Below are 26187 nucleotides of genomic sequence, written 5' to 3'. Positions count from 1 at the left end.
TCTCGTCTCTCAATTCAGGCTCGATTGGATTCGAGCGCTGTCAGGCGTCTGGCCTGTCCATTCGTGAAACGCACGATAGAAGGAGTTGGGATCTTCGAACCCGAGCAGAAACGCAATCTCTCCGCCGGACATGCTCGTGTTGTTGAGATAGTGCCTGGCAAGGTTCTCCCGCGTGCCGTTGACTAGTGAGCGAAAGCTGTGACCTTCATCCTCTAGGCGACGCTGCAACGTTCGCTTGCTCATGCCCAACCTCTCCGCCGTGCGTTCAATCGTGGCCGAGCTGGCCGGCAGCAATTCCAGTAGGACTGCACGCACCCGCTCGGAGGTGGTAGCAGTAGCATCGAGCTCATTGAGTCGCCGGCGAAGGTCGGGCTCGAAAACGCGCCACATACCCTCGTTTAGCGTGAGGAAGGGGCGCCGCAGGTCAGTTGCACTGAACGCGATGCTTGGGCCCGCGCTGCCTCGTACGGTCGTGCCAAAGTACTTCTCGTACTGTTGCGCATAAGCACGAGGTGGCGTGGTTGGAAGGCAGACTCGTAGCGCACGAACCGGCTCACGCGTTGCGAGTCTGGCCAGTTTCAAGAAGAACGCTAGTTCGGCGACCTGCAATGAGTAGGGCACCTCAGACGGGGTGGACGACCAGCGCGGCGAGATTGTCATTGCTCCAGCTTCATCAACCTCAACGTCCAAGCTCATAGGGGCGACCAACTGTTTGTATTTCGCCAAACGTTGGACAGCCTGCAGAAGGTTCGCACTACAGAGAGCCGCAAACAAAGGCGGATCAAAAGACTCCGCTGACACCATTTCTACGATTCGCAACGCAAACAAGGGATCGTGAACTTCATCCTCCAAGGCGCCCCAGAACCGAAAATACTCGGCGGTCGTTAGCCCGTGGTTGTCGCGAGAGAGGATGTCATCCGGCAGCCCTGCCTTTCGCAGGACATGACCGCTGTGAACTCCTAGGTCCGACAGCAGTGCCTGCCAGCCAATGTTCAAGCTAAACGTTCCATTTCTTGCCACGTGCTTATCCTCTTGGTGCCTGACTGCCCGAGCCTTGTAGATGACGGGTTAAGCCAATTTACGCCTGCGGGCGTTAAACGCCATCGCAGTGTGCGCCAAGAGATATGCAAAGTGCGCCACAAGCAACGGTGGACCGCAGGGGGCACGGGAGCGCCCCACCCCGCCACACACAGCCGGCACCCGCCCCCGCTATGGGCAAGTGTGCCCTCGTGGCGCGGTACAACGAAAAAGGCGGCCCTGCGGCCGCCTTTCCGGTTACTTGCCCTTGACGTGCTTCATCAAGCGCCGCTTGGCCTTGATCTGCCGTTCGGTCAGCACGTTCTTCTTGCCCTCGTACGGGTTGGCACCTTCGCGGAACAGGAACACCACCGGCGTGCCGATCAGCTTGAAGCGCTTGCGGAAGAAGTTCTCCAGGTAGCGCTTGTACGACTCCTGCAGCTCCTTCAGGCGCGTGCCATGCACGATGAAGGTGGGCGGGTTGGCCCCGGCCGGGTGCACGTAACGCAGCTTGGAGACGTGGCCGCGGATGGTCGGCGGCGGGTTGGTCTCGTAGGCCACTTCCAGCGCCTTGTTCACTTCGCTGGTGGTGAACGTCTTGTTCGCCGATTCGTGGGCGCGGTGCACCGCACGGAACAGCTCACGCAGGCCCGAGCCATGCTTGGCCGAGATGCGTACCGATTCCGCCCACGGCACGAAGCCCAGCTTCAGCGACAGCATGGTTTCGGCCTGCTCGCGCTGGTACTCGGTCAGGCCATCCCACTTGTTGATGGCGATCACCAGGGCGCGGCCGGCGTCGAGTACGGCCCCCAGCACGGTGGCGTCCTGGTCGGTCACGCCTTCGGTGGCGTCCAGCATGAGCACGGCCACTTGGCACTGCTCGATGGACTGCATGGTCTTGACCACCGAGAACTTCTCGACCACCTCGTCCACCCGCGAGCGGCGACGCAGGCCGGCGGTGTCGATCAGGCGGTATTCGCGGCCATCGCGTTCCAGGTCCACCGCGATCGAATCGCGGGTGGTGCCGGGCACGTCGGAGGCGATCATGCGCTCCTCGCCGAGGATGCGGTTGACCAGGGTCGACTTGCCCACGTTGGGGCGGCCGACAAAGGCGATGCGCACACGGTTCGGATCGTTGTCCAGCTCTTCGCCACTGCCCTCTTCCGGCAGGCGCTGGATCACTTCATCGAGCAGATCGTCCAGGCCCTGACGATGCGCGGCCGAAACCGTCAGCATCTCGCTGAAGCCGTAGCGCGCGAATTCCGAGCGCACGGCCATCTCGTCGGTGCCGTCGATCTTGTTGATGAGCAGCAGGGTCGGACGCGACAGCTTGCGCAGCCACGACAGGATCTCGTCATCCAGCGCCGACGTGCCCTCGCGGGCATCGACGACGAACAGGATCAGGTCGGCTTCGGCGGCAGCGGCCCGGGCCTGACGCGTAGTAGCGCCCGCCAGACCCTCGTCTTCCCCGGCGATACCGCCGGTGTCCACGACGAGGAAATGATTGTCCTCGTCGAGGCGGCAGACGCCGTAGTTGCGATCACGGGTGACGCCGGGCTGGTCATGGACCAGGGCGTCACGGGTGCGGGTCAACGCATTGAAAATGGTCGACTTGCCGACATTCGGCCGTCCAACCAGGGCGACCAAAGGCAGCATCGCGATTACTCCGTATTAATTTGCCAACCGGAAGGCGGTCAGCTTGCCATCCACGTTCTGCACCAGCAGCACCCCGTCGACGACGATCGGCTGGGCCAGCAGAGCTTCACCGCCGCTCTTGGCCCGCGCCGCCATCGCGCCATCGGACGTCTGCAGCCAGTGCACGTATCCCTTGTAGTCGCCGACCACCACGTAGTCGCCGTGCAGTGCCGGGCCGGTCAGCAGGCGCCGGGCGAGCCCGGTCTGCGACCACATCGCCGCGCCACTGGCCTTGTCCAGGCCGAACACGCCACCCTTGTTGTCGGTGACGAACACATTGCCCGACGAGACCGCCACGCCACCGGCACCGCCGTGGTCGCGCGCCCACAGCGGGCGACCGGTCGGGCCTTCGATGGCCATCGTCTGGTTCTTGAAGCTGCTCACGAACAGCGTGTTGCCATCGAGCACCGGCGCACCGTCGATGTCGGCCATGCGCTCCAGCTCAGTGCGCCCTTCAGCGCTGCCCACGTTCTGTTCCCACAGGGTGCGGCCATCCTGCATGGCCAGCGCGGCGATGGCGCCGTCATCCCTGCCGATAAACAGCACGCCCGGACCGGTCACCACCGGCGCATTGCCACGCACGGTCAGCGCCGGCAGTTCGCTCGGGTTGAACCAGCGCTGGGTGCCGTTGCCCACGTCGAAGGCGGTGATGCGGCCGTCGTTGCTGCGCACGAACACCATGCCCTGGGCCACCGCCGGCGCGGCGATCACTTCGCCGGGCACGCGGGCGCGCCACTTCTCGCTGCCGTCATTGATGTCCAGCGCGATGACCTGGCCGTCGAGCGTGCCGATCACGACGAGGTTCTCGCCAACACCCGGGCCACCGGATAGGCGCAGCTTGTCCTTCTTCTTTTCCTTCTTCGGCTCCCAGGTCCAGACCTTCTTGCCGGTCTGCAGGTCGATGGCGTGCACGCCACCGGTGATCGCCGCAGCGAACACGTGACCGTTGGCCACCGCCGGGCCCTGGCGCACGCCGATGCGACGCTCACCCTTGCCCAGATTGACCGACCAGGCCTTGTTGACCTTCAGGGTCGGCTCGAACTTGACCAGTTCGGCCGGCTCCTGCGCCTTCTTCGCTTCCGCGTCCTTGCCGGCGAACCAGCCCTTCATGGTGCTGCAGCCGGACAGCGCCACGCCGAGCAGCAGCACGGTGGCGACGCGGGTGATCATGACCTTCTGACTCATCAAACCGACTCCGCAGGGGCGGCGACGGTGCCGCCGGCGTCCATAACCTTGGTTTCCAGCAGGCGCCGCTGCGGCGCCGCCACGTCCAGCGTCTTCAACGCCTTCTCGTACTGTTCGCGGGCGGCATCACGCTTGCCCTGGGCCATAAGCGCATCGCCATGGATCTCCAGGCTGCCGCTGTCGGTGGCGCTGCCCAGCAGGGAGATGGCCTCGTCGGCCTTGCCGGTAGCGACCAGCAGGCGGGCCACGCGCTGGTCGACCACGCGCTGCAGGTCACCTTCGACCTTCACGCTGCGCAGCGTCGCCAGGGCTTCTTCGTTCTTGCCGGCGTCGACCTGGGCCTTGGCCAGCTGCAGCGCCGCGAGGTCGCCGTAGATGCTGGAGGGACCGGCTTCGAGCGCCTTCACCGCCTTGGCGGCGTCGTCGAGCTTGTTCTGCTGCAGACCCACCAGTGCCTTCTGGTACTCGACATTGGCCGAGGCCAGCTTGCCGCCCTGCTGCGTCTGCCACCACTGCCAGCCGGCGATGGCGCCGATGGCGATGGCCACGCCACCGATGATGCTGGCGCCATTCTTCCGCAGCCAGCTGCGGACGCGTTCACTTTGTTCGTGCTCGTCGAGCAGATCGTCGATCGCCATGCGTACTCTCGCCCCGCCCATCGGGAGGGACCATTGGGATTATCGAAGGTGGTGAAACCGCGCCTCAGTGCGAAACCGGGACCACGGAGCCTTCAGAGGATACCTGAAAGCGTGCCACGTTGGCTCGCTGGTAGGGCGCCAGATCGACGATAGCGCCGTTCTGCTGAACCTGGACCGCCGAGGCGTTGCCCAGAGTGACCCGGGTCACCTGGCCCGGGGTGAAGCTTCGGCTCTCGCCCGACCGGATCAGCGCCTTCTCGACGGTGCTGCCATCGGGGCCGCCGATGTCGACCCAGCTGTCTCCGTTGAACTGCATCTCCAGCGTGGTGCCGGCACCCGCCGCAGTGGCGGCCGGACGCGGTACCGGCGCCAGCGAGGCGACGTACGGGGTCGCGGCCGGCTTGGCGGTGGACGCCACCGAGGTCTCCGTCGATGCCACCGGCTCGGCGCCGTCGGCGGCGGGGGTGACCGGCACGGTCGCCGGGATCACGTCCAGCGAGGCGGTGTTCGGCGACGGCGTGCCGCCATCGAAATGGCCGCGCGTGGCGAACCACACCGGCACGGCCAGCACCGCGGTGATGCCGACATACAGCACGCGCCGGCCGAGGTTCTCGGCGATCCGGCGCGCACGCGGGGTATGGGTATGGCTGACCAGGGTCGGCGGGACCACCGGGCCCACCTGGGCCTGCTCCAGCAGTTCGCTCACATCCACATTCAGCAGGCGCGCATAGCTGCGCAGCTGGCCGCGGACGAACACCGGCGCACCGAGCTTCTGCCACTGTTCTTCTTCCAGCGACCTGACTACCTGGACCGGCATGCGCAGCCGCTGTCCGACGTCGTCAAGGGTCAGTCCGGCCGCCTCGCGGGCCTGGCGAAGGCGGGTGCCACAGCCGGCCGCAGTCTCGAGAGCGCTCACAGTCTGGTCATCAATCACAATGCATCAACCCTGGAGTTAGGAGCCCGCATCCTGCGGAAATTCCTGTCGAATCCGCTGCAGATAGCGATCGGATGCTGCGTGATCGCCCAGCCGCGCCTCGATTTGAGACGCAAGTTGTAACACGGAACGTGTTGCGGGTGCAGCCGAAATCCTGCGCTCGGCGAAGGCCCGGGCCTCCATGTAGCGGCCCTGGCGGAAGCTCAGCTGGGCCATCGCCTCCAGGGCGACCGGGTTGGCCGGAGCCACCGCGAGTGCGGCACGCAGGTCGCGCTCGGCCCGTTCGGGCTGCCCCGCGTCAAGCGCACAGCCCCCCGCGTTGGCCTGCGCCTCGGCCGGCGTGGCATAGCCCGGCGCCTGCAGCGCACGATCGAACCACACCAGCGACTCGGCCGCCTGCCCCTGCTGGCACAGCCAGGCGCCATAGTTGTTGAGTACGTCACCGCGCTGCGGGGCCAGCTCTGCGGCCCTGCGGAAGCCCTCGCCCGCCTGCCGGGTGCGGCCGCGGCGGTCATCGATGCCGGCCAGCAGGACCAGTGCGTCAGGCTCGTCGGGCTGCAGCTTCAGCACCTGGCGGGCCTTGCTCTCGGCACCGTCCAGATTGCCCAGCTGCATGTCGCGCGAGGCCAGCACCAGCAGGTCGTTCACGCGCACCTGGCGACGCACGCCGTCCGGGTCACGCACCGAATAGACCGGCGCTTCGCTGGGACCGAGCCGGCCCTTGGGCGTGGAGGAGCAGGCACCGACCGCCATGGCCAGCACGCCCGCAAGCAGCGCCAGCCGGAAGCGGTCAGGCGGCCGCATCGCTCCCCTTCCCCGCCTGCAGCGTCTTGTTGAACTCCGCCTGGCGGCGGGTGCGGTCCATCACCTGGCCCTTGAGCTGGCCACAGGCGGCGTCGATGTCGTCGCCGCGCGTGCGGCGGACCATCGTCAGCACGTTGCTGTCGAGCAGGATCTTCTGGAACGCGCGGATGTCGGCTTCCTCGGAACGCTCGTAACGGGTACCCGGGAACGGATTGAACGGGATCAGGTTGACCTTGCCCGAGTCCTTGGCCTGCACCGCGTTGTCGAACTGGCGCATCAGCCGGGCCAGCTGGCGGGCATGCTCGGGCTGGTCGTTGATGCCCTTCATCAGGGTGTATTCGAAGGTCACCGACTCGCGACGCTTGTTGGCGCGCAGGTAGCGCGCGCACGAGGCCATCAGCTCGGCGATCGGGTACTTCTTGTTGAGCGGCACCAGCGTCTCGCGCAGCTCGTCGTTCGGTGCGTGCAGCGACACCGCCAGGGAGACATCACTCTCGCTGGACAGGCGGTCGATCTGCGGCACCAGCCCGGACGTGGACAGCGTCACGCGCTTGTTCGCCAGGCCATAGCCCAGATCGTCGCGCATCACGCTCATGGCACGCACGACGTTGTCGAAATTCATCAGCGGCTCGCCCATGCCCATCATCACCACGTTGGTGAGACGGCGCATCTGGTGCGGCACGTTGCCCAGGTGGCGCGCAGCCACCCACACCTGGCCGATGATCTCGGCGGTGGTCAGGTTGCGGTTGAAGCCCTGGGTGGCAGTGGAGCAGAACGTGCAGTTCAGCCCGCAGCCGACCTGCGAGGACACGCACAGCGTGCCGCGGGTCTTGTCCGGGATGTACACGGTCTCGATGGCGTTCTTGCCATCCACGCCCATCGCCAGCAGCCACTTGTGGGTGCCGTCGGCGGAGGGCTTGTCGAACACGATGTTGGGAACGACGACCTCGGCATGATCCTGCAGCTTGGCGCGCAGGACCTTGCCGAGATCGGTCATCTCATCGAAGTCGGTGACGTAGCGGTGGTGGATCCACTTCATCACCTGGTGGGCACGGAACTTCTTCTCGCCGAGAACCTCGACGAAAAACGTCTCCAGGCCCGCGCGATCGAGGTCGAGCAGGTTCTGCTTGCCGGCCGTGGGTGCCGACTTCGGCAGCGGCTGGATGGCGGGTGTCTGTACGACCTCGTTCACGGCATCACTCTCAGCGCGAGACGACTTCGGTCGCGGCGAAGAAGTAGGCGATTTCGATCGCGGCATTCTCGACCGAGTCCGAGCCGTGGGCGGCATTGGCATCGATGGATTCAGCGAAGTCGGCGCGGATGGTGCCCGGCGCGGCTTCCTTCGGATTGGTGGCGCCCAGCAGGTCGCGGTGGGCCAGCACGGCGTTCTCGCCTTCCAGGGCCTGGATCATCACCGGGCCGGAGATCATGAACTCGACCAGGGCGTTGAAGAACGGACGCTCGCGGTGCACGGCGTAGAAGCCTTCGGCTTCACGGCGCGACAGCTGCTTGTACTTGGCGGCGACGACCTTCAGGCCGGCCTTTTCAAAGCGGGCGTAGATTTCGCCGATGACGTTCTTGGCAACGGCGTCCGGCTTGATGATCGAAAGGGTGCGCTCCAGCGCCATGGGATGTCTCCAATGGAATCGGGCCGCTGATGGCCCGAAGGGTACATGAAAAAAACCCGCGTCGGAACGCGGGCTTAGCCTGATAAACGTAGGCGAATTGTAAAAGATAAAGCGGCGCGGTGGTAGTGCGCCCCTGGCTGGCGGCTCGTGGCGCCGGGGTCCGAGCCCCCTGCGGGGATCCGCCCCCGGCTGTACCCCATTCACCCACCTGAGTGAAATCTGACCGGACCCCGCGTTTTGCTGCACTGCAAAATGCCATACGCTGCCGTCTGGTTCTAGTATCAAACAATCGTTTGATTAAGGTCCGCCTGCCCGATGGCCAAGCCCGCCCACTTCTCGACCAAGGACCGGATCCTCGGTGCCGCGGAGGAGCTGTTCGCCCTGCACGGCTTTGCCGGCACGTCGCTGCGCCAGGTCACCAGCCAGGCCGACGTCAACATCGCCGCCGTCAACTACCACTTCGGTTCCAAGGAAAACCTGGTCAACGAGGTGTTCCGCCGTCGCATGGACGAGATGACCGGCGCCCGCATGGCCCAGCTCGAACGCGCCCGCAGCGAACACCCTGGTGAACTGCGCCCGGTGCTGGCCGCCTTCGTGGAGCCGGCGCTGGCGCTGGCCCAGGACCGCCAGAGCGGCGGCGCCTTCGTCCGCGTGATCGCCCGCGCCTACGCCGAAAAAAACGACAACCTGCGCAAGTTCCTGTCCGACCATTACGGCCACGTGCTGCGTGCGTTCGGCAAGGCCATCGCCGAGTGCGTGCCTGACCTGAGCAAGGAAGAGCTGTACTGGCGGCTGGATTTCCTGGCCGGCTCGCTCACCTACGCCATGGCCGATTTCGGGCTGATCAAGCGTCCCGCCGGTGTCACCGAAGCGGCGCATCGTGCCCAGGCAGCCCACGAGCTCATCCATTTCGCCGAAGCCGGGTTCCGCGCCGCCGCACGCAGCGGCAGCGCCCTGCCCGCCTCCGCCTGATTCCACCCAGTAACTGCTGACCAACAAAGGCCCTTACACCATGTCCAATTCCCTGCTAGTCCGCCGCGCCGCCGTGCTGGGTGCCGGCGTCATGGGTGCCCAGATCGCCGCCCACCTCACCAACGCCGGCGTCGACACCGTGCTGTTCGACCTGCCCGCCAAGGAAGGTCCGGCCGATGGCATCGTGCTGAAGGCAATCGCCAACCTGGGCAAGCTCAGCCCGGCGCCGCTGGCCAGCAAGTCGCTGGCCGAAGCGATCACCCCGGCCAACTACGAGTCGGGGCTGGAGCAGCTGAAGGACTGCGACCTGATCATCGAGGCCATTGCCGAGCGCATGGACTGGAAGCAGGACCTTTACAAGAAGATCGCACCGTTCGTGGCCGATCACGCCGTGCTGGCGTCCAACACCTCCGGCCTGGGCATCAACAAGCTGGCCGACGTGCTGCCGGAACAGCTGCGCCACCGCTTCTGCGGCGTGCACTTCTTCAATCCGCCGCGCTACATGCACCTGGCTGAGCTGATCCCGGCCTCGACCACCGATGCCGCCGTGCTGGAAGGCCTGGAAGAGTTCCTGGTCACCACCCTGGGCAAGGGAGTGGTCTACGCCAAGGACACCCCGAACTTCATCGGCAACCGCATCGGCGTGTTCTCGATCCTGTCGACCATCCACCACACCCAGCAGTTCGGCCTGGGCTTCGATGAAGTCGATGGCCTGACCGGGCCGCTGGTCGGGCGCCCGAAGTCGGCGACCTACCGCACCTCCGACGTGGTCGGCCTGGACACCATGGCGCACGTGATCAAGACCATGGGCGACACCCTGCCGAACGACCCGTGGCATGAATTCTTCAAGTCGCCCAAGTGGCTGGACGCGCTGATTTCCAAGGGCGCACTGGGCCAGAAGACCGGAGCCGGCATCTTCCGCAAGGTCGGCAAGGACATCGTCGTGCTCGATCTGGAAAAGCAGGACTACCGTCCGGCCGACCGCAGCGCCGCACCGGAGGTGGTCGAGATCCTGAAGATCAGGAACCCGGCCGAGAAGTTCGCCAAGCTGCGCGAGAGCCAGCATCCGCAGGCACAGTTCCTGTGGGCGACCTTCCGCGATCTGTTCCACTACAGCGCCTACCACCTGGCCGACATCGCCGAGACCGCGCGCGACGTCGATCTCGCGATCCGCTGGGGCTACGGCTGGTCGCTGGGCCCGTTCGAGACCTGGCAGGCCGCGGGCTGGAAGCAGGTCGCGCAGTGGATCGCCGATGACATCGTCGCCGGCAAGAGCATGAGCAACGCCCCGCTGCCGGACTGGGTCTTCGATGGCCGCGACGGCGTGCACGCCGCCGAGGGCAGCTACAGCCCGTCGCGCAACGCCAAGCTGCCGCGCTCGTCGCTGCCGGTGTACCAGCGCCAGCGCTTCCCGGATCCGCTGCTGGGCGAAACGTTCGCGCCGGGCGAGACCGTGTTCGAGAACGATGGCCTGCGCATGTGGCACGACGGCGACGGTATCGCCGTGGTCAGCTTCAAGACCAAGATGAACACCGTCTCCGACCAGGTGCTCGATGGCCTGCAGGAATGCGTCTCGCGCGCCGAGAAGGACTTCCAGGGCCTGGTGATCTGGCAGCAGAAGGAACCGTTCTCCGCCGGTGCCGATCTGGCCGGCGCCCTGGGCCTGCTGCAGGCCGGCAAGGTCGACCAGTTCGAGCAGATGGTCGCCAACTTCCAGCGCACCAGCCAGCGCATCAAGTACTCGCTGGTGCCGGTGGTGGCTGCCGTGCGCGGCCTGGCCCTGGGCGGTGGCTGCGAGTTCCAGATGCACAGCGCCAAGACCGTGGCCTTCCTGGAAAGCTATATCGGCCTTGTGGAAGCCGGCGTCGGCCTGCTGCCGGCCGGTGGCGGCCTGAAGGAACTGGCCGTGCGTGCCTCGCAGGCGGCCGGCCCGGGCGGCGACGTGTTCGCCGAACTGAAGAAGACCTTCGAGACCGTGGCCATGGCCAAGGTGTCCAACTCGGCGGTCAACGCGAAGGAGCTGGGTCTGCTGCGCAGCACCGACAAGGTGGTGTTCAACAGCTATGAGGCGCTGTACATCGCCAAGGCCGAAGCCCGCGCGTTGGCCGAAGCCGGCTACCGTCCGCCGCTGCCGGCACGCCGCATCCAGGTGGCCGGCGACGTCGGCATCGCCACCTTCAAGATGATGCTGGTCAACATGCTGGAAGGTCGCTTCATCAGCCCGTACGACTACGAGATTGCAGAGCGCATCGCCACCGTGCTGTGCGGCGGCAAGGTCGATCGCGGCACCCTGGTCGATGAAGAGTGGCTGCTGACCCTGGAGCGCAAGCACTTCGTCGAACTGGCCCAGCAGGAAAAGACCCAGGCCCGCATCGCGCACATGCTCAAGACCGGCAAGCCGCTGCGCAACTGATTGATGGCGGGTGCCGGCCCCCGGGCCGGCATCACCTGCTGTGGCAGTCGAGCATGGCTCGACTCTACAAAACCTATTCGAGAGATCACTGCAATGACCAAGCAAATCCAGGACGCCTACATCGTCGCCGCCACCCGTACCCCGGTGGGCAAGGCGCCCAAGGGCATGTTCCGCAATACCCGCCCCGACGACATGCTTGCCCACGTGCTGCGCAGCGTTGTCGCGCAGGCGCCGGGCGTGGACGTCAACCGCATCGATGATGCGATCATCGGCTGCGCGATGCCGGAAGCCGAGCAGGGCATGAACGTGGCGCGCATCGGCGTGCTGCTGGCCGGCCTGCCGAACACCATCGCGGCGCAGACCGTCAATCGCTTCTGCTCCTCCGGCCTGCAGGCCGTTGCGCAGGCCGCCGATGCGATCCGCCTGGGCAACGCCGACCTGATGCTGGCCGGCGGCACCGAGTCGATGTCGATGGTGCCGATGATGGGCAACAAGATCGCGATGGCACCGAGCGTGTTCGACAACGACCATGTGGCCATCGCCTACGGCATGGGCATCACCGCCGAGAAGGTGGCCGAAGAGTGGAAGGTCTCGCGCGAAGAGCAGGACGCGTTCGCCCTGGCCTCGCACCAGAAGGCGATGGCTGCGATCCAGAAGGGCGAGTTCAAGGACGAGATCAGCCCGTACGAGATCGTCTCGCACCTGCCGGACCTGGCCGATGGCCAGCGCATCATCACCCGCAACAAGGTTGCCGATACCGACGAAGGCCCGCGCCCGGATTCCTCGGCCGAAGGCCTGGCCAAGCTGCGCCCGGTATTCCGCAATGGCCAGTTCGGTGGCACCGTCACTGCCGGCAACTCGTCGCAGATGAGCGACGGCGCCGGTGCCGTGCTGCTGGCGTCGGAACAGGCGATCAAGGACTACGGCCTGACACCGCTGGCGCGCTTCGTCAGCTTCTCGGTGGCCGGCGTGCGCCCGGAAGTGATGGGCATCGGCCCGATCGCCGCGATCCCGAAGGCACTCAAGCAGGCTGGCCTGAACCAGGATCAGCTGGACTGGATCGAGCTCAATGAAGCCTTCGCCGCGCAGTCGCTGGCGGTGATCCGTGACTGCGGCCTGGACCCGGACAAGGTGAACCCGCTGGGTGGTGCGATCGCCCTGGGCCACCCGCTGGGTGCCACCGGTGCGATCCGTACCGCGACCCTGCTGCACGGCCTGCGTCGTCGCCAGCAGAAGTACGGCATGGTGACGATGTGCATCGGCACCGGCATGGGCGCGGCGGGTATTTTCGAGGCGCTGTAAGGTTCAAAGCGTTGCCGGCGGGATGTCGGTCTGCTGCAGGGCCCGGGTAGGTGAGACTGCCCGGGACACGCCGTGAACCCGTCCTTGGGGGCTTGGCAGCGGCATCCATGCCGCTGACAGTCCCGGCCAGCCTCACCCACCCGTGCCACCCAACATTCCGCGCGGCGGAGGGTTTAGCAAAGGCAAGATCAAAAGCTGGGGTCAGATCCTTTTGCTGCGCAAAGGGATCTGATCCCAACAAGAGAAAAGGCAGCCGGTGGCTGCCTTTTTTCTTGTGCTCTTGTCTTTGATTCCGCCCTTCCCGTCCGCGCCCGCAGGAAACTGTCGAGAGGGGGCGGATGGCCCTCTCCAAAACCGTTGGCGCCATGGATGGCGCCATCGAGCACCATGGAAGGGCTTTGGCGTGTTTTGGAGAGGGCCATCCGCCCCCTCCCCCAACGTATCAATCAAGGCGCCAAGACGGAGCGCTTGAAGAAATCCGTTATTCCGCCAGCATCGCCGCCAGCTTCTCGCGCGCCGGACCCGCCAGCTTCGGGTTGTCCAGCGCGAAGCGGATCGTCGCCTCGACCAGCCCTAGGTGCGTGCCGCAGTCGAAACGGGTGCCCTCGAAACGGTAGGCATCGACCTGCTCGGTCTTCAGCAGTTGCGCGATCGCATCGGTCAGCTGGATCTCGCCACCGGCACCACTGCCGGTCTGCTCCAGCAGATCGAAGATCTTCGGGCTCAGCACATAGCGGCCGACCACCGCCAGATCGCTGGGGGCGTCCTCCGGCTTCGGCTTCTCCACGATCTGCGAGATACGGCCCTTGCGGCCATCGAAGGCCTCGGTGGCCACGATGCCGTAACTGGCGGTCTTGTCGTGCGGCACGTCCTCGACGGCGATCACGCTGGCACCGCTGGCCTCATTGAGATCGGCCATCTGCTTCAACGCACCGTCGCCGCGGTTCCAGATCAGATCGTCCGGCAGCAGCACGGCGAACGGCTCGTCACCGATCACGGCCTTGGCACACAGCACCGCGTGGCCCAGACCCAACGCTTCGGCCTGCGTCACGAAGACCGCACGCACGCCATTGGGCAGCACGTGGCGGATCATCTCCAGCTGCTCCTGCTTGCCGGCGCGCTCGAGCTTCTGTTCCAGCTCATACGCCTTGTCGAAATAGTCGGCGACCGCGTGCTTGTAGCGGTTGGTGATGAACACCAGCGTATCGCAGCCGGCTTCTATGGCCTCATCAACAGCGTACTGGATAAGCGGACGATCGATGATCGGCAGCATTTCTTTCGGCACCGTCTTGGTCGCCGGCAGGAAGCGCGTCCCGAGCCCTGCCACGGGAAAAACTGCTTTACGAATTCGCTTGCTCATTAGTGCCTGTTGGCCTCGCGTGTCGGAAACGGCACGACTTTAGCGGATGAGATGTAAGCATCCTGTTCGATTGGAGAAAACTCCGGCATCGTCGCGAACAGGATCTCCTGGATGGTGTCGATGTCGTAGCTGCTGATCGCTTCGCGCAGCTTCGGAACGTTGCCGAGCACCATGTCACGCGAGAACGCGCGCACGCCGGCTTCGAGGATCTTGGGGTGCGCGGTCGAACGATAGTCCTCGTCGGAATAGAACAGCGTCTCGTGCAGCTTCTCACCCGGGCGCAGCCCGGTGTAGATGATCGGAATATCCTTGTACGGCTGCTTGCCGGCCAGCCGGATCATCTGCTCGGCCAGCACCCGGATCGGCACCGGCTCACCCATGTCGAGCGTATAGATGGCGCCATGCGACGCCGAGGCGGCCGCCTGCAGGATCAGCTGGCAGGCCTCGGGGATCGTCATGAAATAGCGGCTGACCTCCGGGTCGGTGACCGTGACCGGCCCGCCCTTGAGGATCTGCTCGCGGAACAACGGCACGACGCTGCCCGCCGACGCCAGCACGTTGCCGAAGCGCACGGTGACGAAGCGGGTATGCGTGGACTTCTGGTCCAGGCTCTGGCAGATCATCTCGGCGTAGCGCTTGCTGGCACCCAGCGCATTGACCGGATCGACCGCCTTGTCGGTGGAGATGAACACGAAGTGCTCGACGTGTGCCTCCAGGCAGGCACGGGCGACGTTCTCCGTGGCCAGGATGTTGTTGCGCACCGCCTCGCGCAGCTGCCGTTCCAGTACCGGCACATGCTTGTAGGCGGCAGCATGGAAGGCCGTATCGACCGGGTGCAGCGACAGCGCATGGCGGATCACTGCGGGGTCACCGCAGTCACCCAGCACGGCTTCGATCTCGATGTCGGGAAAACTGCGGCGCAGTTCGCCTTCGATGGTCAACAGCAGCAGTTCGCTGATCTCCAGCAGGACGATGCGGCCTGCACCGTGGCGCGCGCACTGGCGGCAGAGTTCTGAACCGATCGAACCACCGGCGCCGGTCACCATCACAGTGCGCCCGCCCAGCCAGCCACGGATCAGGTTCCAGTCCGGCATGATCGGCTTGCGGCCGAGCAGATCCTCGATCGCCACTTCCTTCAGCTGGCCCGGCAGCGACTGCCCCTGCAGGATGTCACTGAGCTTGGGCACGGTGCGGAACGGAACCCCGGTGCTCTCGCAGATGGCGACCACGCGCTGCATGCCGGCGGCATCCAGCGACGGAATGGCGATGACCAGCAGCTTGGCTGCGGTTTCGCGGGCCACGGCCGGCGCATCGTCCAGCGTGCCCAGGATCGGCAGGCCCTGCAGTTTCGCGCCGCGCAGGTGCGGGGCGTCATCGAGCAGGCCGACCGGCTCGAAATTGCCGGAACGGCGCAGATCGCGGACCAGCGTTTCAGCGGCCTGGCCGGCGCCCAGGATCAGCACCCGGCGCGCGCTCGAATCGGACTGCAGCGCCTGGTAGTCCTTCCATGCGCGATACAGCAGGCGCGGGGCACCCAGCAGGGCCGACAGCGCGAAGGGATAGATCACCAGCACCGACATCGGCACGCCGTTGAAGCGCTTCCACATCAGCACCAGGACGATGGCGACCATGCCGATGAAGCTGGCTTTGAAGATGTTCAGCAGGTCGCTGACACTGGCAAACCGCCACAGGCCGCGATACAGGCCCACGCGCCAGAACACCAGTCCCTGCAGCAGCAGGACCAGGGTGGTATCGACATTCCACAACGGCAGCGCAGGCGCGTCCGGCAGGATCGAGTAACGACCGGCATGGAGCAGCTGCCAGCATGCCCAGACCATGAACAGGTCGTGGCAGACAATGGCCGTACGCGGCAACAGGCCGAGGATTCTATCCCGCCAGGGTGAAGACATATTTCAAGGAGTTCCTTGTCGGAGGCGCATTCCATTGCGCAGGAGGAGCCACAGCATGCTCAGCGTGATGAACCAAGCAATTGCCACGACAGCCTCCCACCTCGGCTGCAGATTCGAACTGACATTGAACACTGTAATACTGAATAGGCCCAAAACAAAGTACATCCCTGTCACCAGGGCGTGGCTGGCTCCTGCCTGCACAGCGCGCTGATAGACGTGCTGGGTGTGGGGTTCCATCCAGCGTTGCCCGGAAATGATGCGCGCCAGCAGTGTGAAGCCCGCGTCCACGAGGAACGGTGACAGCGGCACCAGCAGGAGGATCCAGTTGATGTCCGTGCGCAGGCTGGCCACGGCCACGACGGCCGCCACCGCGTAGCCCAGCGCTCCGCTGCCGACATCCCCGAGGAAGATGCGTGCGCGCGGAAAGTTGAAGGGCAGGAAACCCACGCAGGCCAGCCCGAGGGCGATGGCCAGCAATGACCACGGCCAGGGCAGCACCGGAGCGAACCCCAGCGCGACCACGATGGCCTGGCTGCTGGCAATGCCGTTGATGCCATCCATGAAGTTCCAGATGTTGATCAACGAGGCGGTGAAGAACAGCACCAGCAGGGCCAGCAGCCAGCTGCCGCCGTGGATCTTCACCAGCCCGGCCAGCAGGCCCGCAGCAATGAAATGAACAAGCAGCCTGCGCATGGCCGGCAGCGGGCGATGGTCGTCCCACCAGCCGATGCCCGCGACCAGCAGCAGGCCGGCAGCGGCGACCAGCAGGCTCGGCATGGCCTGCGGCCACGCCCACATGGCCACGGCTGCGGTGGCCAGCAGGCTGATGACAATGGCGATGCCGCCGCCGCGTGGCGTGGCGACGCTATGGCTGCGGCGTTCCCCGGGGTGGTCCATCAGCTGCCGGCGCAGCGCGTAGCCGCGCGCCGCCCAGGTCAGGGCGGCGCTCAGCAGGGCCAACGCCAGCAGCGCGCCCATCACGAGCCAGGGCATGATTCAGAGCACCGCGTAGTTCAGCAGCGGCTTGACCGTACCCCATTCCTTGCAGCTCGGGCACTGCCAGTGGTGGGTGCGCGCACCGAAGCCGCAGCGTGTGCAGCGGTAGGCCGGATTGCGCACCAGCAGCTGGTCGGTGATGTGCTTGAGATCGTGCAGGGTGGCGGTGGAATCGGCACCTTCGGCGAGGGTCAGGTCGATCAACGCCGATTCGCCGCGCACCGAGGGGCGGTCCTTGAGCTGGCGGCCCAGATAGGCGCGCGCAGGGGCGACACCTTCCTGTTCCTCCATCAGCCGGGTCAGCGCCAGCACCGGCGCGATACCGCGGTAGTGCTCGGTCATTTCCGAAAGGAAGGTGCGGGCGCCGCCCAGGTCGCCGACCTTGCGGTAGTTCTGCATCAGCGCTGGCAGCAGTTCCGGCAGATACTCCGGGTCATTGCGCGCAGCACGCTCGAAGGCTCGCACCGCCGCTTCGGGATTGCCGGCATCGCTCTCCAGGCGTCCTTCGATGATGCCGGCGCGCACCGACATCGCATCGGCCTGGTAGGCACGGGCAATGGCCGCCCTCGCCTCTTCCAGCTTGCCGGCGCCACGGAAGCGTTCGGCCAGCTCGCACTCGAACTGCCCGATCAGCTTGCCCATCGGCTCGCCGGTGACGTCCTCGAAGCGGGTGGCGTTGTCGATCGCCTTCTCCCAGTCGCGCTCGGCCTGGTAGATCCCGATCAGGTGCTTGAGCGCCTGCGGCGCACGCTGGTCCAGCTGGGCCAGCTCGGTGAACACGGTTTCGGCGCGGTCCAGCAGGCCGGACTTCATGTAGTCCTCGCCCAGCGCCAGCAGCGCCTGCACGCGCTGCGCATCGCTCAGATCGTTGCGGTTGACCAGGCCCTGGTGCAGGCGGATGGCGCGGTCCACTTCGCCGCGGCGACGGAACAGATGGCCCAGCGCGACCTGGGTCTCGAAGGTTTCCTTGTCGAGCTCGGCGATGTGCAGGAACAGCTCGATGGCCTTGTCCGGCTGCTCGTTGAGCAGGTAGTTCAGGCCACGGAAGTAGGTGCTGGACAGTCGGCTGACCTGGTTGTCACCGTGGCGCTGACCGCCACGCCGTCCGATCACCCAGCCGGCCAGGGCGGCCAGCGGCACGAACAGGAAAAACCAGAACCACTCGGTGACGAAATCCATCTTCGATCAACGTCCGTCAAAAGATTGGGGGGAAGCGACCGGTGCCGGCGACGCGGCAGCGGACTTGTTGGCGCGGCGCAGCTGGCTGTAGAGCGGAACGACCACGCTCACCAGCACCAGGCCGGCGCCGACCACCACGCCCACCAGCAGGGCGGCGATCAATGCCACGCCGACGGAGGTATGCAGCTCGGTGAACAGCAGGTTGATCGACATCGCGGTCATGTTGACCGCACCGATGATCAATCCAAGGATCAGCACCGCCAGCAGGACCAGCAGACGAAAGACCTTCATGCGACAGCTCCAGGGGCGGGAGACCGTAGCTTATCCGACTCGCGGCTGGATTCGCACGCGGTGGCGCGACGGGACGCTCAGGCGGGATCGGCGTCCAGCGGCAGCACGCTGCTGACCCGCTCGCGCAGTTCCTTGCCCGGCTTGAAATGGGGAACGTGCTTGCCCGGCAGGGCAACCGATTCGCCGGTCTTGGGGTTGCGACCCAGGCGCGGCGGGCGGTAGTGCAGCGAGAAGCTGCCAAAACCGCGGATTTCGATGCGATCCCCGACAGAGAGGGAACCGCCCATCATTTCCAGCAACGACTTCACCGCCAGATCGACATCATCGGCCTTCAGGTGCGCCTGACGGCGCGCAAGGATTTCGATCAGTTCGGATTTGGTCATCACCGGCTCACATCAGGGGCATTTCAGCCTGAAACGGCCCGGGCAGTGCCCGGGCCGTCCAGGAAACAACGAACAACGGGCCCGATTACTCGGACTTGCTACCGTTCAGCTGGGCACGCAGCAGCGCGCCGAGCTGGGTGGTGCCACCCGAAGCGGACTGGTATTCCTCCAGCACTTCGCGCATTTCCGCGTCGTCCTTGGCCTTGATCGACAGCTGCAGGGTACGGCCCTTGCGGTCCATGCCCACGAACTTGGCTTCGACCTTGTCGCCGACCTTCAGGTGCTGGGTGGCGTCGTCAACGCGCTCGTTGGCGATGTCGCGAGCCGAAACGTAGCCTTCGATGCCGTCGGCCAGTTCGATCACGGCGCCCTTGGCGTCGACTTCCTTCACCACGCCTTCGACCTTGGAGCCCTTCGGATTGGCCGCCATGTACTGGCCGAACGGATCCTGCTCCAGCTGCTTCACGCCCAGGGAGATGCGCTCGCGCTCCGGGTCGACGGCCAGGACGACGGCGTCCAGGGTATCGCCCTTCTTGAAGTTGCGAACGACGTCTTCGCCGGTGGTGTTCCAGCTGATGTCGGACAGGTGGACCAGGCCATCGATGCCGCCGTCCAGGCCGATGAAGATGCCGAAGTCGGTGATCGACTTGATCTGGCCGGACACCTTGTCACCCTTCTTGTGGGTGGCAGCGAAGGTTTCCCACGGATTGGCGGCAACCTGCTTCATGCCCAGCGAGATGCGGCGACGCTCTTCGTCGACGTCCAGCACCATCACTTCGACTTCGTCACCGACCTGCACGACCTTGGACGGGTTGACGTTCTTGTTGGTCCAATCCATCTCGGAGACGTGCACCAGGCCTTCGACGCCCGGCTCGATCTCGACGAACGCGCCGTAATCGGTGACGTTGGAGACCTTGCCGAAGACGCGGCTGTTGGCCGGGTAACGACGGGCGATGTTGTCCCACGGATCTTCGCCCAGCTGCTTCAGGCCCAGCGAAACGCGGTTGCGCTCGCGGTCGAACTTCAGCACGCGCACGTCCAGCTCGTCGCCGACGTTCACGACTTCGGACGGATGGCGCACGCGCTTCCATGCCATGTCGGTGATGTGCAGCAGGCCGTCGATACCGCCCAGGTCCACGAACGCGCCGTAGTCGGTCAGGTTCTTGACGACACCCTTCAGGATCGCGCCTTCCTGCAGCTTGTCCATCAGCTGCTCGCGCTCTTCCGAGTGCTCGCTTTCGACGACAGCGCGGCGCGAGACCACGACGTTGTTACGCTTGCGGTCCAGCTTGATGAGCTTGAATTCCAGCTCCTTGCCTTCCAGGTAGGCCGGATCGCGCACCGGGCGCACATCGACCAGGGAACCCGGCAGGAAGGCGCGGACATCCTTGATGTCCACGGTGAAACCACCCTTGACCTTGCCACTGATGCGGCCGGTGATGGTTTCGTTCTTTTCCAACGCTTCTTCCAGCTCGTCCCACACCATCGCGCGCTTGGCCTTCTCGCGCGACAGGACGGTTTCGCCGAAGCCGTTCTCGATGGAGTCGAGGGCGACCTTGACGATATCGCCTTCGGCGACATCGATCTCGCCAGCGTCGTTACGGAACTGTTCGATCGGCACGATGCCTTCGGACTTCAGGCCAGCGTTGATCACCACGACGTCGCCGCGGACTTCAACAACGGTACCGCTGACGATGGCGCCCGGCTTCAGCTTGGCCAGATTGGCCTGGCTGGCTTCAAACAGTTCGGCAAATGATTCGGTCATTAGATTTACTCTGTTGGACACATGGGTCGGTGGCGTCCCTTCGGGGATGGGCGACCGCCCGCCTGTTGGTCGACCCCGGAAAAGCAGGTCGTGTGTGAAGTAGGAAAACCGCCACGCATCATTGCGCGACGGAGCTTGTACAGCACTGCTATTGCGCGACCACCACCGATGCGGCTGGCAGTGCTCCCGCGCGAACGGATCAGGCAGCCGGAACCGGAAGCAGATCCATCACTCGGGCAACGACATCTGCGATGCCGATGCCTGTGGTGTCGATGAGGACGGCATCGTCTGCCGGCTTCAGGGGCGCCACGGTACGCTGAGCATCACGGGCGTCGCGGGCCATGATCTCGCGCAGGAGGTCATCAAAGTTAACAGAAACCCCCTTGTCTTTCAACTGCTTATGCCGGCGCTCGGCGCGCTCTTCGGCACTGGCGGTCAGGAACACCTTGTAGGGGGCATCCGGGAAGATCACCGTACCCATGTCGCGACCGTCCGCGACCAGGCCCGGCAGCTCCCTGAATGCGCGCTGCCGCTCCTTCAGGGCCGCCCGGACTTCGGGAATGGCCGCGATGGCCGACGCCAGCGCGCCGGTGGTCTCCAGCCGCAGTTCGTCGGTGGCATCGCTGCCATTGACCAGGACCCGCATCGCGTCACCCTGTTCAACAAACTGAACATGGGTATCGAACGTGCACCGCACCAGTGCCGAGGCGTCGGAGGTATCGATGTCGGCCCAGCTGGCGGCCACGCCCACCGCCCGGTACAGGGCGCCTGAATCCAGGTAATGCCAGCCCATCCGGCGCGCCACGATGCGGCTGATGGTACCCTTGCCGGCCCCTGATGGGCCGTCGATGGTCAGGACGGGAGCGAGTGGATTCATGGGGGTCCCAGTACGTGTGAAGGGGGCATTCTAGCCCCTGCCAGACACCCCGCGACGGATCTTTTGTGCAACCACTTGAAACCATGAGGAAAAGCCCGGTAGAATGGCGGGCTTGAACGAGCGTCAACTGCCGATTGTCTTTCGCATATCGCGGCCACGCTCCACCCGAACAACTACTGTTTACGCCGAGGTATGCCATGAAAGTCCTGTCCTCCCTGAAGTCGGCGAAGGCCCGTCACCGTGACTGCAAGGTCGTCCGTCGCCGTGGCAAGATCTTCGTGATCTGCAAGTCGAACCCGCGTTTCAAGGCGCGTCAGCGCTGAGCCCAACAGCCTTCGTGGCTGCGGCTGGTCCCGCGCGGGACCGACCCGATGCAAAAAGCCGCCTTCGGGCGGTTTTTTGTTTATGCGGCTTTTTCCTGCCGATTTTGCTGTAATCGCCTTTCTTGACCACTGGGGAGTAGATCGAGATGAAGCGTTACCTGTCCACCCTGGCCGTGCTGGCCACTCTGGCTGCCGCCACGCCGGCCCTGGCCGACACTCTGCTTGTCGACCGCGCCCGCGAGAAGCCGGCCGGCGCCCTGCCCCTTCGTGGCCAGTCCATGCAGCAGGTGCAGAGCCAGTTCGGTGCGCCCAGCGAGCAGCTGCAGCCGCGCGGCGGGCAGAAGCGGCAATGGCCGACCATCAACCGCTGGGTGTACCCACAGTTCACTGTCTACTTCGAGAAGCAGAAGGTGATCGACGTGGTGGCCAACCAGGCGGACCCGAACGAAATCGGCCCGAAACCGCCGATCCGTTGACCCCTTTACCCGCCCCGGGCGGGCCTGTGTAGCGAGACCATGAACCAGACCCTTCGTTTTCCTGCCGAGTGGGAAGCCCAGAGCGGCGTCCTGATTGCCTGGCCCACCGCCGATACCGACTGGGCCGACCGCCTGGGACAGGTGGAGGAAACCTATATCGCACTGGTTGCAGCGATCACCCGCTTCCAGCCGGTGCTGATCTGCGTGGCCGATGACGATGTGGAGACCTATGCCGAAATGCGGCTGCGCTCCAACCGCATCGACATGGACAGGGTGCACTTCACCACGGCGGCCTACGACGACACCTGGCTGCGCGACTCGGGCCCGATCACCCTGCGACGTGCCGACGGCGGTTTCCAGCTGCTGGACTTCCGCTTCACCGGCTGGGGCGGCAAGTTCGATGCCACCCTCGACGATCAGCTGGTGGGCGCGCTCGACCAGGCCGGCGTTTTCAACGACGCGCCGGTGCGCAGCATCCCGTTCGCGCTGGAAGGCGGCGCCATCGAAACCGACGGTGAAGGTACCCTGCTGACCACCTGGAAGTGCCTGCACGAACGCCACCCGGATCGTGACCGCGCCAGCCTGAGCGCCGACCTCGCCGACTGGCTGCAGCAGGAGCGCGTGCTGTGGCTCGACCACGGCTACCTGGAAGGCGACGATACCGATGCCCACATCGATACCCTCGCCCGCTTCGCCTCGGCGGACAGCATCGTCTACCAGGCCTGCGACGACGAGAACGACTCGCACTACGCCGAGCTGCAGGCGATGGGCAGGGAACTGGCTGCGCTGCGCACCCGTGACGGTCAGCCATACCGCCTGTTCCCGCTGCCGTGGGCACAGCCGGTGATCGACGAAGGCCGCCGCCTGGCGGCCTCGTACGCCAACTACCTGATCGTCAACGGCGCGGTGCTGATGCCGGCGTACGGTGATCCGGCCGACGATCTGGCCCGCGACGTGCTGGCCAAGGCCCATCCGGGCCGCGAGATCGTCCAGGTGCCCTGCCGCTCGCTGATCTGGCAGAACGGCAGCCTGCACTGCATCACCATGCAGCTGCCGGAAGGCCTGCTGAAGGCGTAGCACGATGCGGTAGCGCCGGGCCACGCCCGGCGAGCACAGCGGCATTCGGTTCGTACGCCGGGCATGGCCCGGCGATACCGGCCGCGTGCACCTGTTCAGCGGCCGACACGCTGCGGCATCGCATACGCGCTAACATGCGGGTTTTCCCCCGCAGGAACACCCGCATGAACTCGCGCAGCCCGCTTACCGTCGCCCTGATCCAGGAGCGCAACCACGGCGATGCCGCCGCCAATCTGGCGGTGATCGAGGCACGCGTGGCCGAAGCGGCAGCGCAGGGCGCCAAGCTGGTGCTGCTGCAGGAACTGCACAACGGCCCCTACTTCTGCCAGCACGAGTCGGTTGACGAGTTCGATCTGGCCGAACCGATCCCGGGCCCGAGCACCGAGCGCCTGGGTGCGCTGGCGAAGAAGCATGGCGTGGTGCTGGTCGGTTCGCTGTTCGAGCGCCGCGCCGCCGGCCTGTACCACAACACCGCGGTGGTGTTCGAGAAGGACGGCACCCTGCTCGGCAAGTACCGCAAGATGCACATCCCGGACGATCCGGGCTTCTACGAGAAGTTCTACTTCACCCCGGGCGACATCGGCTTCACCCCGATCGACACCTCGGTGGGCCGCCTGGGCGTGCTGGTGTGCTGGGACCAGTGGTATCCGGAGGCGGCGCGCCTGATGGCGCTGGCCGGCGCCGAGCTGCTGCTGTACCCGACTGCGATCGGCTGGGACCCGGACGACGTGCAGGACGAGAAGACCCGCCAGCGCGATGCCTGGGTACTGAGCCACCGTGGCCATGCCGTCGCCAACGGCCTGCCGGTGCTGAGCTGCAACCGCGTCGGCCATGAGGCCTCGCCGCTGGGCGCGTCGGGCATCCAGTTCTGGGGCAACAGCCACGTGCTCGGCCCGCAGGGCGAGTTCCTGGCCGAAGCCGGCACCGATGCCGCTGTGCTGGTATGCGACGTCGACCTGCAGCGCAGCGAGCACGTGCGCCGCATCTGGCCGTTCCTGCGCGATCGCCGCATCGATGCCTACGGCGATCTGCTCAAGCGCTACATCGACTGAACCGGAGCCGCGCATGGCCGTCCTCATCCGTGATGCCGGCCCGGCCGACATCGCCGCGATCACCGCGATCTACGCGGTCGAAGTGACCGACTTCGTCAACACGTACGAGTACGACATACCGGACCCGGCCGAGATGCTGCGCCGCATGCGCGACATCATCGACCGCGGTTTTCCCTATCTGGTCGCCGAGATCGACGGCCAGGTCGCCGGCTACGCCTACGCCAACACCTACCGCACGCGCATTGCCTACCAGTGGACCGTGGAGAACTCGGTCTATGTCGATGCACGGTTCCAGGGCCAGGGCGTCGGCACCGGCCTGTTGCAGGCGCTGATCGACGCATGCGTCGCACGTGGCTTCCGGCAGATGGTGGCGGTGATCGGCGAACCGACCAATACCGCTTCGATCAGGCTGCACGAGCGTTTCGGCTTCGAGCTGGTCGGCGTGTTCCGCGGCCTCGGCCGCAAGCACGGCCGCTGGCTGGACACCGTGCAGATGCAACGCGCGCTCGGCGACGGCGCCGACACCGCACCTTCCAATGAATGACTCCATGACCGAAATCCTTCCCGAGACCGGCGACGATCTGTTCGCCGGCCAGCCGGTGCGCGTGGTTGAACGCGACGGCGTGCGCTACACCCTGCTGGGCACCGCCCACGTTTCCCACGCCAGCGTCGAGGCGGTGGAGAAAGCAATCAACAGCGGCCGCTTCGATGCCGTCGCGGTCGAACTGGACCCCCAGCGCCTGCAGGCCCTGAGCGATCCGGACACGTTGGCCAAGCTGGACCTGGTCGAGGTGATCCGCAAGGGTCGCGTTGCCCTGTTCGCCGCCAACCTGGCGCTTTCCGCCTACCAGCGTCGTCTGGCCGAACAGCTCGGCATCGAGCCGGGTGCGGAACTGAAGCGCGCCGTCGAACTGGGACGTGAGCGCGGCCTGCCCGTCCACCTGATCGACCGAGAGGTGGGCCTGACCTTCCGCCGCGCCTCGCAGCGGCTGGGCTTCTTCGGCAAGCTGAAGCTGGTTGCGGGCCTGGGCGCCGGCCTGTTCTCATCGGAAGAGGTGGGCGAAAACGAAATCGAGAAGCTCAAGCAGGGCGACATGCTGGAGTCGAGCTTCGGCGAGTTCGCGACCGAGAATCCCGCGCTGTACAAAACCATCATCGGCGAGCGCGACCGCTACATGGCCACGCGCCTGCGCGAAGAACACGACCCGCGGCAGCGCGAAGTGCTGGCGGTGGTCGGCGCCGGCCATCTGGCGGGCCTGGCGCGATACCTCGAAACGGATACCGATGCACCGGCACCGTTGCGCGCCGAACTCGAAGCCGTGCCGAAGAAGCGCAACATCCCGTGGTTCACGCTGGGCATCCTTGCCATCGTCATCACCGGCATCGCCGTCGGCTTCTACCGCGGAGGCCTGGGCGTGGGCACCGAACTGCTGGCCACCTGGGCGATGTACACCGGCGGCCTGGCCGGCCTCGGCTGTCTGCTGGCCGGCAGTCACCCGCTGAGCATTCTCACGGCGATCGTGGTCGCCCCGTTCAAGCCGTTCCGGCTCAGCATTCCCACCGGCGCGTTCTCGGCGCTGGTCGAGGCACGCCTGCGCAAGCCGGCGTACCAGGATTTCCTGCAGCTGCGCGACGATGCACAGTCGTTGAAGGGCTGGTACCGCAATCGGGTCACCCGCGTGGTGCTGACGTTCATGCTGACCAATCTCGGCAGCATGCTCGGCCTGTGGCTGACCGGCTTCCAGGTGTGGGGCAAGGTCGCAGGTTGATTGCAACGCCCCGCCGGGCATGGCCCGGCGATACCGTGTGGCGGTGATGGTAGCGCCGGGCCATGCCCGGCGAAAAAAAAGGGAGGCCGCCCCACTACGACCGGCCTCCCCACACCACAACACGTTGTCGTTCCCCGTAGT

The 26187-nt window shown here is 65.6% G+C and carries 25 protein-coding genes; 9 read left to right on the top strand and 16 right to left on the bottom strand.

Annotated features, from left to right (window positions below; all coding sequences use genetic code 11):
* Positions 1-9: 9 nt before the first annotated feature.
* From ACVOJ1_RS05885 to ndk, 8 genes are all read right to left on the bottom strand, one after another.
* A complete protein-coding gene (locus ACVOJ1_RS05885; RefSeq protein ID WP_258391134.1) occupies positions 10-996 on the bottom strand; it encodes an AraC family transcriptional regulator in 987 nt (328 codons plus the stop codon).
* 279 nt (positions 997-1275) lie between these two features.
* The gene (gene der, locus ACVOJ1_RS05880) at positions 1276-2673 is read right to left on the bottom strand and encodes a ribosome biogenesis GTPase Der (RefSeq protein WP_053520183.1); all 1398 of its coding nucleotides are present in this window, start codon (positions 2671-2673) and stop codon (positions 1276-1278) included.
* A gap of 15 nt (positions 2674-2688) precedes the next feature.
* Positions 2689-3897 carry an outer membrane protein assembly factor BamB gene (gene bamB, locus ACVOJ1_RS05875; RefSeq protein ID WP_053520184.1) on the bottom strand — a complete coding sequence of 403 codons (1209 nt, stop codon included), beginning with the start codon at positions 3895-3897 and terminating at the stop codon, positions 2689-2691.
* Positions 3897-4535 carry a YfgM family protein gene (locus tag ACVOJ1_RS05870; RefSeq protein WP_053520185.1) on the bottom strand — a complete coding sequence of 213 codons (639 nt, stop codon included), beginning with the start codon at positions 4533-4535 and terminating at the stop codon, positions 3897-3899. Before ACVOJ1_RS05870 ends, bamB begins: the two co-directional genes overlap by 1 nt.
* A 64-nt stretch (positions 4536-4599) precedes the next feature.
* On the bottom strand, positions 4600-5469 hold the full coding sequence (locus ACVOJ1_RS05865) for a RodZ domain-containing protein (RefSeq protein ID WP_065175051.1): 870 nt from the start codon (positions 5467-5469) through the stop codon (positions 4600-4602).
* Positions 5470-5487: 18 nt separating this feature from the next.
* The gene (pilW, locus tag ACVOJ1_RS05860; RefSeq protein WP_065181337.1) at positions 5488-6273 is read right to left on the bottom strand and encodes a type IV pilus biogenesis/stability protein PilW; all 786 of its coding nucleotides are present in this window, start codon (positions 6271-6273) and stop codon (positions 5488-5490) included.
* Positions 6260-7465 (bottom strand): dual-specificity RNA methyltransferase RlmN, encoded by a 1206-nt coding sequence (gene rlmN, locus ACVOJ1_RS05855; protein ID WP_053520188.1) that lies wholly within the window; start codon positions 7463-7465, stop codon positions 6260-6262. The genes pilW and rlmN overlap by 14 nt, the downstream gene beginning before the upstream one ends.
* A 10-nt stretch (positions 7466-7475) precedes the next feature.
* The gene (gene ndk, locus ACVOJ1_RS05850; RefSeq protein ID WP_005409295.1) at positions 7476-7901 is read right to left on the bottom strand and encodes a nucleoside-diphosphate kinase; all 426 of its coding nucleotides are present in this window, start codon (positions 7899-7901) and stop codon (positions 7476-7478) included.
* A gap of 315 nt (positions 7902-8216) precedes the next feature.
* Here ndk and ACVOJ1_RS05845 point away from each other — a divergent pair, with 315 nt between their 5' ends.
* From ACVOJ1_RS05845 to ACVOJ1_RS05835, 3 genes are all read left to right on the top strand, one after another.
* Positions 8217-8873, top strand: a complete 657-nt coding sequence (locus tag ACVOJ1_RS05845; RefSeq protein WP_065175050.1) for a TetR/AcrR family transcriptional regulator — start codon at positions 8217-8219, stop codon at positions 8871-8873.
* 40 nt (positions 8874-8913) lie between these two features.
* Positions 8914-11286: a 3-hydroxyacyl-CoA dehydrogenase/enoyl-CoA hydratase family protein gene (locus ACVOJ1_RS05840; protein WP_128989545.1), complete on the top strand. Its 2373-nt coding sequence runs from the start codon at positions 8914-8916 to the stop codon at positions 11284-11286.
* Between the two features lie 93 nt (positions 11287-11379).
* Positions 11380-12588, top strand: coding sequence for an acetyl-CoA C-acyltransferase (locus ACVOJ1_RS05835; protein WP_053520191.1), 1209 nt, complete (start codon positions 11380-11382; stop codon positions 12586-12588).
* A 481-nt stretch (positions 12589-13069) separates the two neighbouring features.
* On the opposite strand, the gene galU is transcribed toward ACVOJ1_RS05835, so the two are convergent.
* The 8 genes from galU to cmk form a co-directional block, all read right to left on the bottom strand.
* Complete coding sequence (gene galU / locus ACVOJ1_RS05830; protein WP_053517730.1) at positions 13070-13948, bottom strand: UTP--glucose-1-phosphate uridylyltransferase GalU; 879 nt, start codon at positions 13946-13948, stop codon at positions 13070-13072.
* Positions 13948-15858, bottom strand: coding sequence for a polysaccharide biosynthesis protein (locus ACVOJ1_RS05825; RefSeq protein WP_053517731.1), 1911 nt, complete (start codon positions 15856-15858; stop codon positions 13948-13950). Before ACVOJ1_RS05825 ends, galU begins: the two co-directional genes overlap by 1 nt.
* 3 nt (positions 15859-15861) lie before the next feature.
* Complete coding sequence (locus ACVOJ1_RS05820; RefSeq protein WP_065181335.1) at positions 15862-16851, bottom strand: MraY family glycosyltransferase; 990 nt, start codon at positions 16849-16851, stop codon at positions 15862-15864.
* A gap of 3 nt (positions 16852-16854) precedes the next feature.
* Entirely contained in the window at positions 16855-18033 is a 1179-nt protein-coding gene (lapB, locus tag ACVOJ1_RS05815; protein WP_346480122.1) for a lipopolysaccharide assembly protein LapB, read from the bottom strand.
* A gap of 6 nt (positions 18034-18039) precedes the next feature.
* Complete coding sequence (locus ACVOJ1_RS05810) at positions 18040-18324, bottom strand: lipopolysaccharide assembly protein LapA domain-containing protein (RefSeq protein WP_253118805.1); 285 nt, start codon at positions 18322-18324, stop codon at positions 18040-18042.
* A gap of 77 nt (positions 18325-18401) precedes the next feature.
* Entirely contained in the window at positions 18402-18707 is a 306-nt protein-coding gene (locus ACVOJ1_RS05805; protein ID WP_053517737.1) for an integration host factor subunit beta, read from the bottom strand.
* 85 nt (positions 18708-18792) lie between these two features.
* Positions 18793-20472, bottom strand: a complete 1680-nt coding sequence (rpsA, locus tag ACVOJ1_RS05800) for a 30S ribosomal protein S1 (RefSeq protein ID WP_053517739.1) — start codon at positions 20470-20472, stop codon at positions 18793-18795.
* Between the two features lie 199 nt (positions 20473-20671).
* Positions 20672-21349: a (d)CMP kinase gene (cmk, locus tag ACVOJ1_RS05795; RefSeq protein WP_053517740.1), complete on the bottom strand. Its 678-nt coding sequence runs from the start codon at positions 21347-21349 to the stop codon at positions 20672-20674.
* Between the two features lie 197 nt (positions 21350-21546).
* Between cmk and ykgO the strand changes: the two genes are divergently transcribed.
* The 6 genes from ykgO to ACVOJ1_RS05765 all read left to right on the top strand — a co-directional run bounded on the left by ykgO (position 21547) and on the right by ACVOJ1_RS05765 (position 26046).
* Positions 21547-21672 (top strand): type B 50S ribosomal protein L36, encoded by a 126-nt coding sequence (ykgO, locus tag ACVOJ1_RS05790; protein ID WP_005409283.1) that lies wholly within the window; start codon positions 21547-21549, stop codon positions 21670-21672.
* Positions 21673-21818: 146 nt separating this feature from the next.
* Positions 21819-22148 (top strand): hypothetical protein, encoded by a 330-nt coding sequence (locus ACVOJ1_RS05785; protein WP_053517741.1) that lies wholly within the window; start codon positions 21819-21821, stop codon positions 22146-22148.
* A gap of 39 nt (positions 22149-22187) precedes the next feature.
* Positions 22188-23225, top strand: coding sequence for an agmatine deiminase family protein (locus tag ACVOJ1_RS05780; RefSeq protein ID WP_053517742.1), 1038 nt, complete (start codon positions 22188-22190; stop codon positions 23223-23225).
* 164 nt (positions 23226-23389) lie between these two features.
* Positions 23390-24277, top strand: coding sequence for a carbon-nitrogen hydrolase (locus ACVOJ1_RS05775; protein WP_053517744.1), 888 nt, complete (start codon positions 23390-23392; stop codon positions 24275-24277).
* A 13-nt stretch (positions 24278-24290) separates the two neighbouring features.
* Positions 24291-24821 (top strand): GNAT family N-acetyltransferase, encoded by a 531-nt coding sequence (locus tag ACVOJ1_RS05770; RefSeq protein ID WP_111185650.1) that lies wholly within the window; start codon positions 24291-24293, stop codon positions 24819-24821.
* A 4-nt stretch (positions 24822-24825) separates the two neighbouring features.
* Entirely contained in the window at positions 24826-26046 is a 1221-nt protein-coding gene (locus ACVOJ1_RS05765) for a TraB/GumN family protein (protein ID WP_346480121.1), read from the top strand.
* Positions 26047-26187 lie beyond the last annotated feature (141 nt).

The sequence above is a fragment of the Stenotrophomonas sp. STEN225 genome (genome assembly GCF_056756445.1).
Note: the sequence above shows the minus strand (reverse complement) of the source record. Positions and strands in the feature narration are given on the sequence as shown.

Excerpts from the sequence above, each read along its gene's own strand:
- der (WP_053520183.1), bottom strand. The coding sequence starts at position 2,673 with ATGCTGCCTTTGGTCGCCCTGGTTGGACGGCCGAATGTCGGCAAGTCG.
- bamB (WP_053520184.1), bottom strand. The coding sequence starts at position 3,897 with ATGAGTCAGAAGGTCATGATCACCCGCGTCGCCACCGTGCTGCTGCTC.
- ACVOJ1_RS05870 (WP_053520185.1), bottom strand. The coding sequence starts at position 4,535 with ATGGCGATCGACGATCTGCTCGACGAGCACGAACAAAGTGAACGCGTC.
- pilW (WP_065181337.1), bottom strand. The coding sequence starts at position 6,273 with ATGCGGCCGCCTGACCGCTTCCGGCTGGCGCTGCTTGCGGGCGTGCTG.
- ndk (WP_005409295.1), bottom strand. The coding sequence starts at position 7,901 with ATGGCGCTGGAGCGCACCCTTTCGATCATCAAGCCGGACGCCGTTGCC.
- ACVOJ1_RS05845 (WP_065175050.1), top strand. The coding sequence starts at position 8,217 with ATGGCCAAGCCCGCCCACTTCTCGACCAAGGACCGGATCCTCGGTGCC.
- ACVOJ1_RS05840 (WP_128989545.1), top strand. The coding sequence starts at position 8,914 with ATGTCCAATTCCCTGCTAGTCCGCCGCGCCGCCGTGCTGGGTGCCGGC.
- ACVOJ1_RS05835 (WP_053520191.1), top strand. The coding sequence starts at position 11,380 with ATGACCAAGCAAATCCAGGACGCCTACATCGTCGCCGCCACCCGTACC.
- galU (WP_053517730.1), bottom strand. The coding sequence starts at position 13,948 with ATGAGCAAGCGAATTCGTAAAGCAGTTTTTCCCGTGGCAGGGCTCGGG.
- ACVOJ1_RS05825 (WP_053517731.1), bottom strand. The coding sequence starts at position 15,858 with ATGTCTTCACCCTGGCGGGATAGAATCCTCGGCCTGTTGCCGCGTACG.
- ACVOJ1_RS05820 (WP_065181335.1), bottom strand. The coding sequence starts at position 16,851 with ATGCCCTGGCTCGTGATGGGCGCGCTGCTGGCGTTGGCCCTGCTGAGC.
- lapB (WP_346480122.1), bottom strand. The coding sequence starts at position 18,033 with ATGGATTTCGTCACCGAGTGGTTCTGGTTTTTCCTGTTCGTGCCGCTG.
- ACVOJ1_RS05810 (WP_253118805.1), bottom strand. The coding sequence starts at position 18,324 with ATGAAGGTCTTTCGTCTGCTGGTCCTGCTGGCGGTGCTGATCCTTGGA.
- ACVOJ1_RS05805 (WP_053517737.1), bottom strand. The coding sequence starts at position 18,707 with ATGACCAAATCCGAACTGATCGAAATCCTTGCGCGCCGTCAGGCGCAC.
- rpsA (WP_053517739.1), bottom strand. The coding sequence starts at position 20,472 with ATGACCGAATCATTTGCCGAACTGTTTGAAGCCAGCCAGGCCAATCTG.
- cmk (WP_053517740.1), bottom strand. The coding sequence starts at position 21,349 with ATGAATCCACTCGCTCCCGTCCTGACCATCGACGGCCCATCAGGGGCC.
- ykgO (WP_005409283.1), top strand. The coding sequence starts at position 21,547 with ATGAAAGTCCTGTCCTCCCTGAAGTCGGCGAAGGCCCGTCACCGTGAC.
- ACVOJ1_RS05785 (WP_053517741.1), top strand. The coding sequence starts at position 21,819 with ATGAAGCGTTACCTGTCCACCCTGGCCGTGCTGGCCACTCTGGCTGCC.
- ACVOJ1_RS05780 (WP_053517742.1), top strand. The coding sequence starts at position 22,188 with ATGAACCAGACCCTTCGTTTTCCTGCCGAGTGGGAAGCCCAGAGCGGC.
- ACVOJ1_RS05775 (WP_053517744.1), top strand. The coding sequence starts at position 23,390 with ATGAACTCGCGCAGCCCGCTTACCGTCGCCCTGATCCAGGAGCGCAAC.
- ACVOJ1_RS05770 (WP_111185650.1), top strand. The coding sequence starts at position 24,291 with ATGGCCGTCCTCATCCGTGATGCCGGCCCGGCCGACATCGCCGCGATC.
- ACVOJ1_RS05765 (WP_346480121.1), top strand. The coding sequence starts at position 24,826 with ATGACCGAAATCCTTCCCGAGACCGGCGACGATCTGTTCGCCGGCCAG.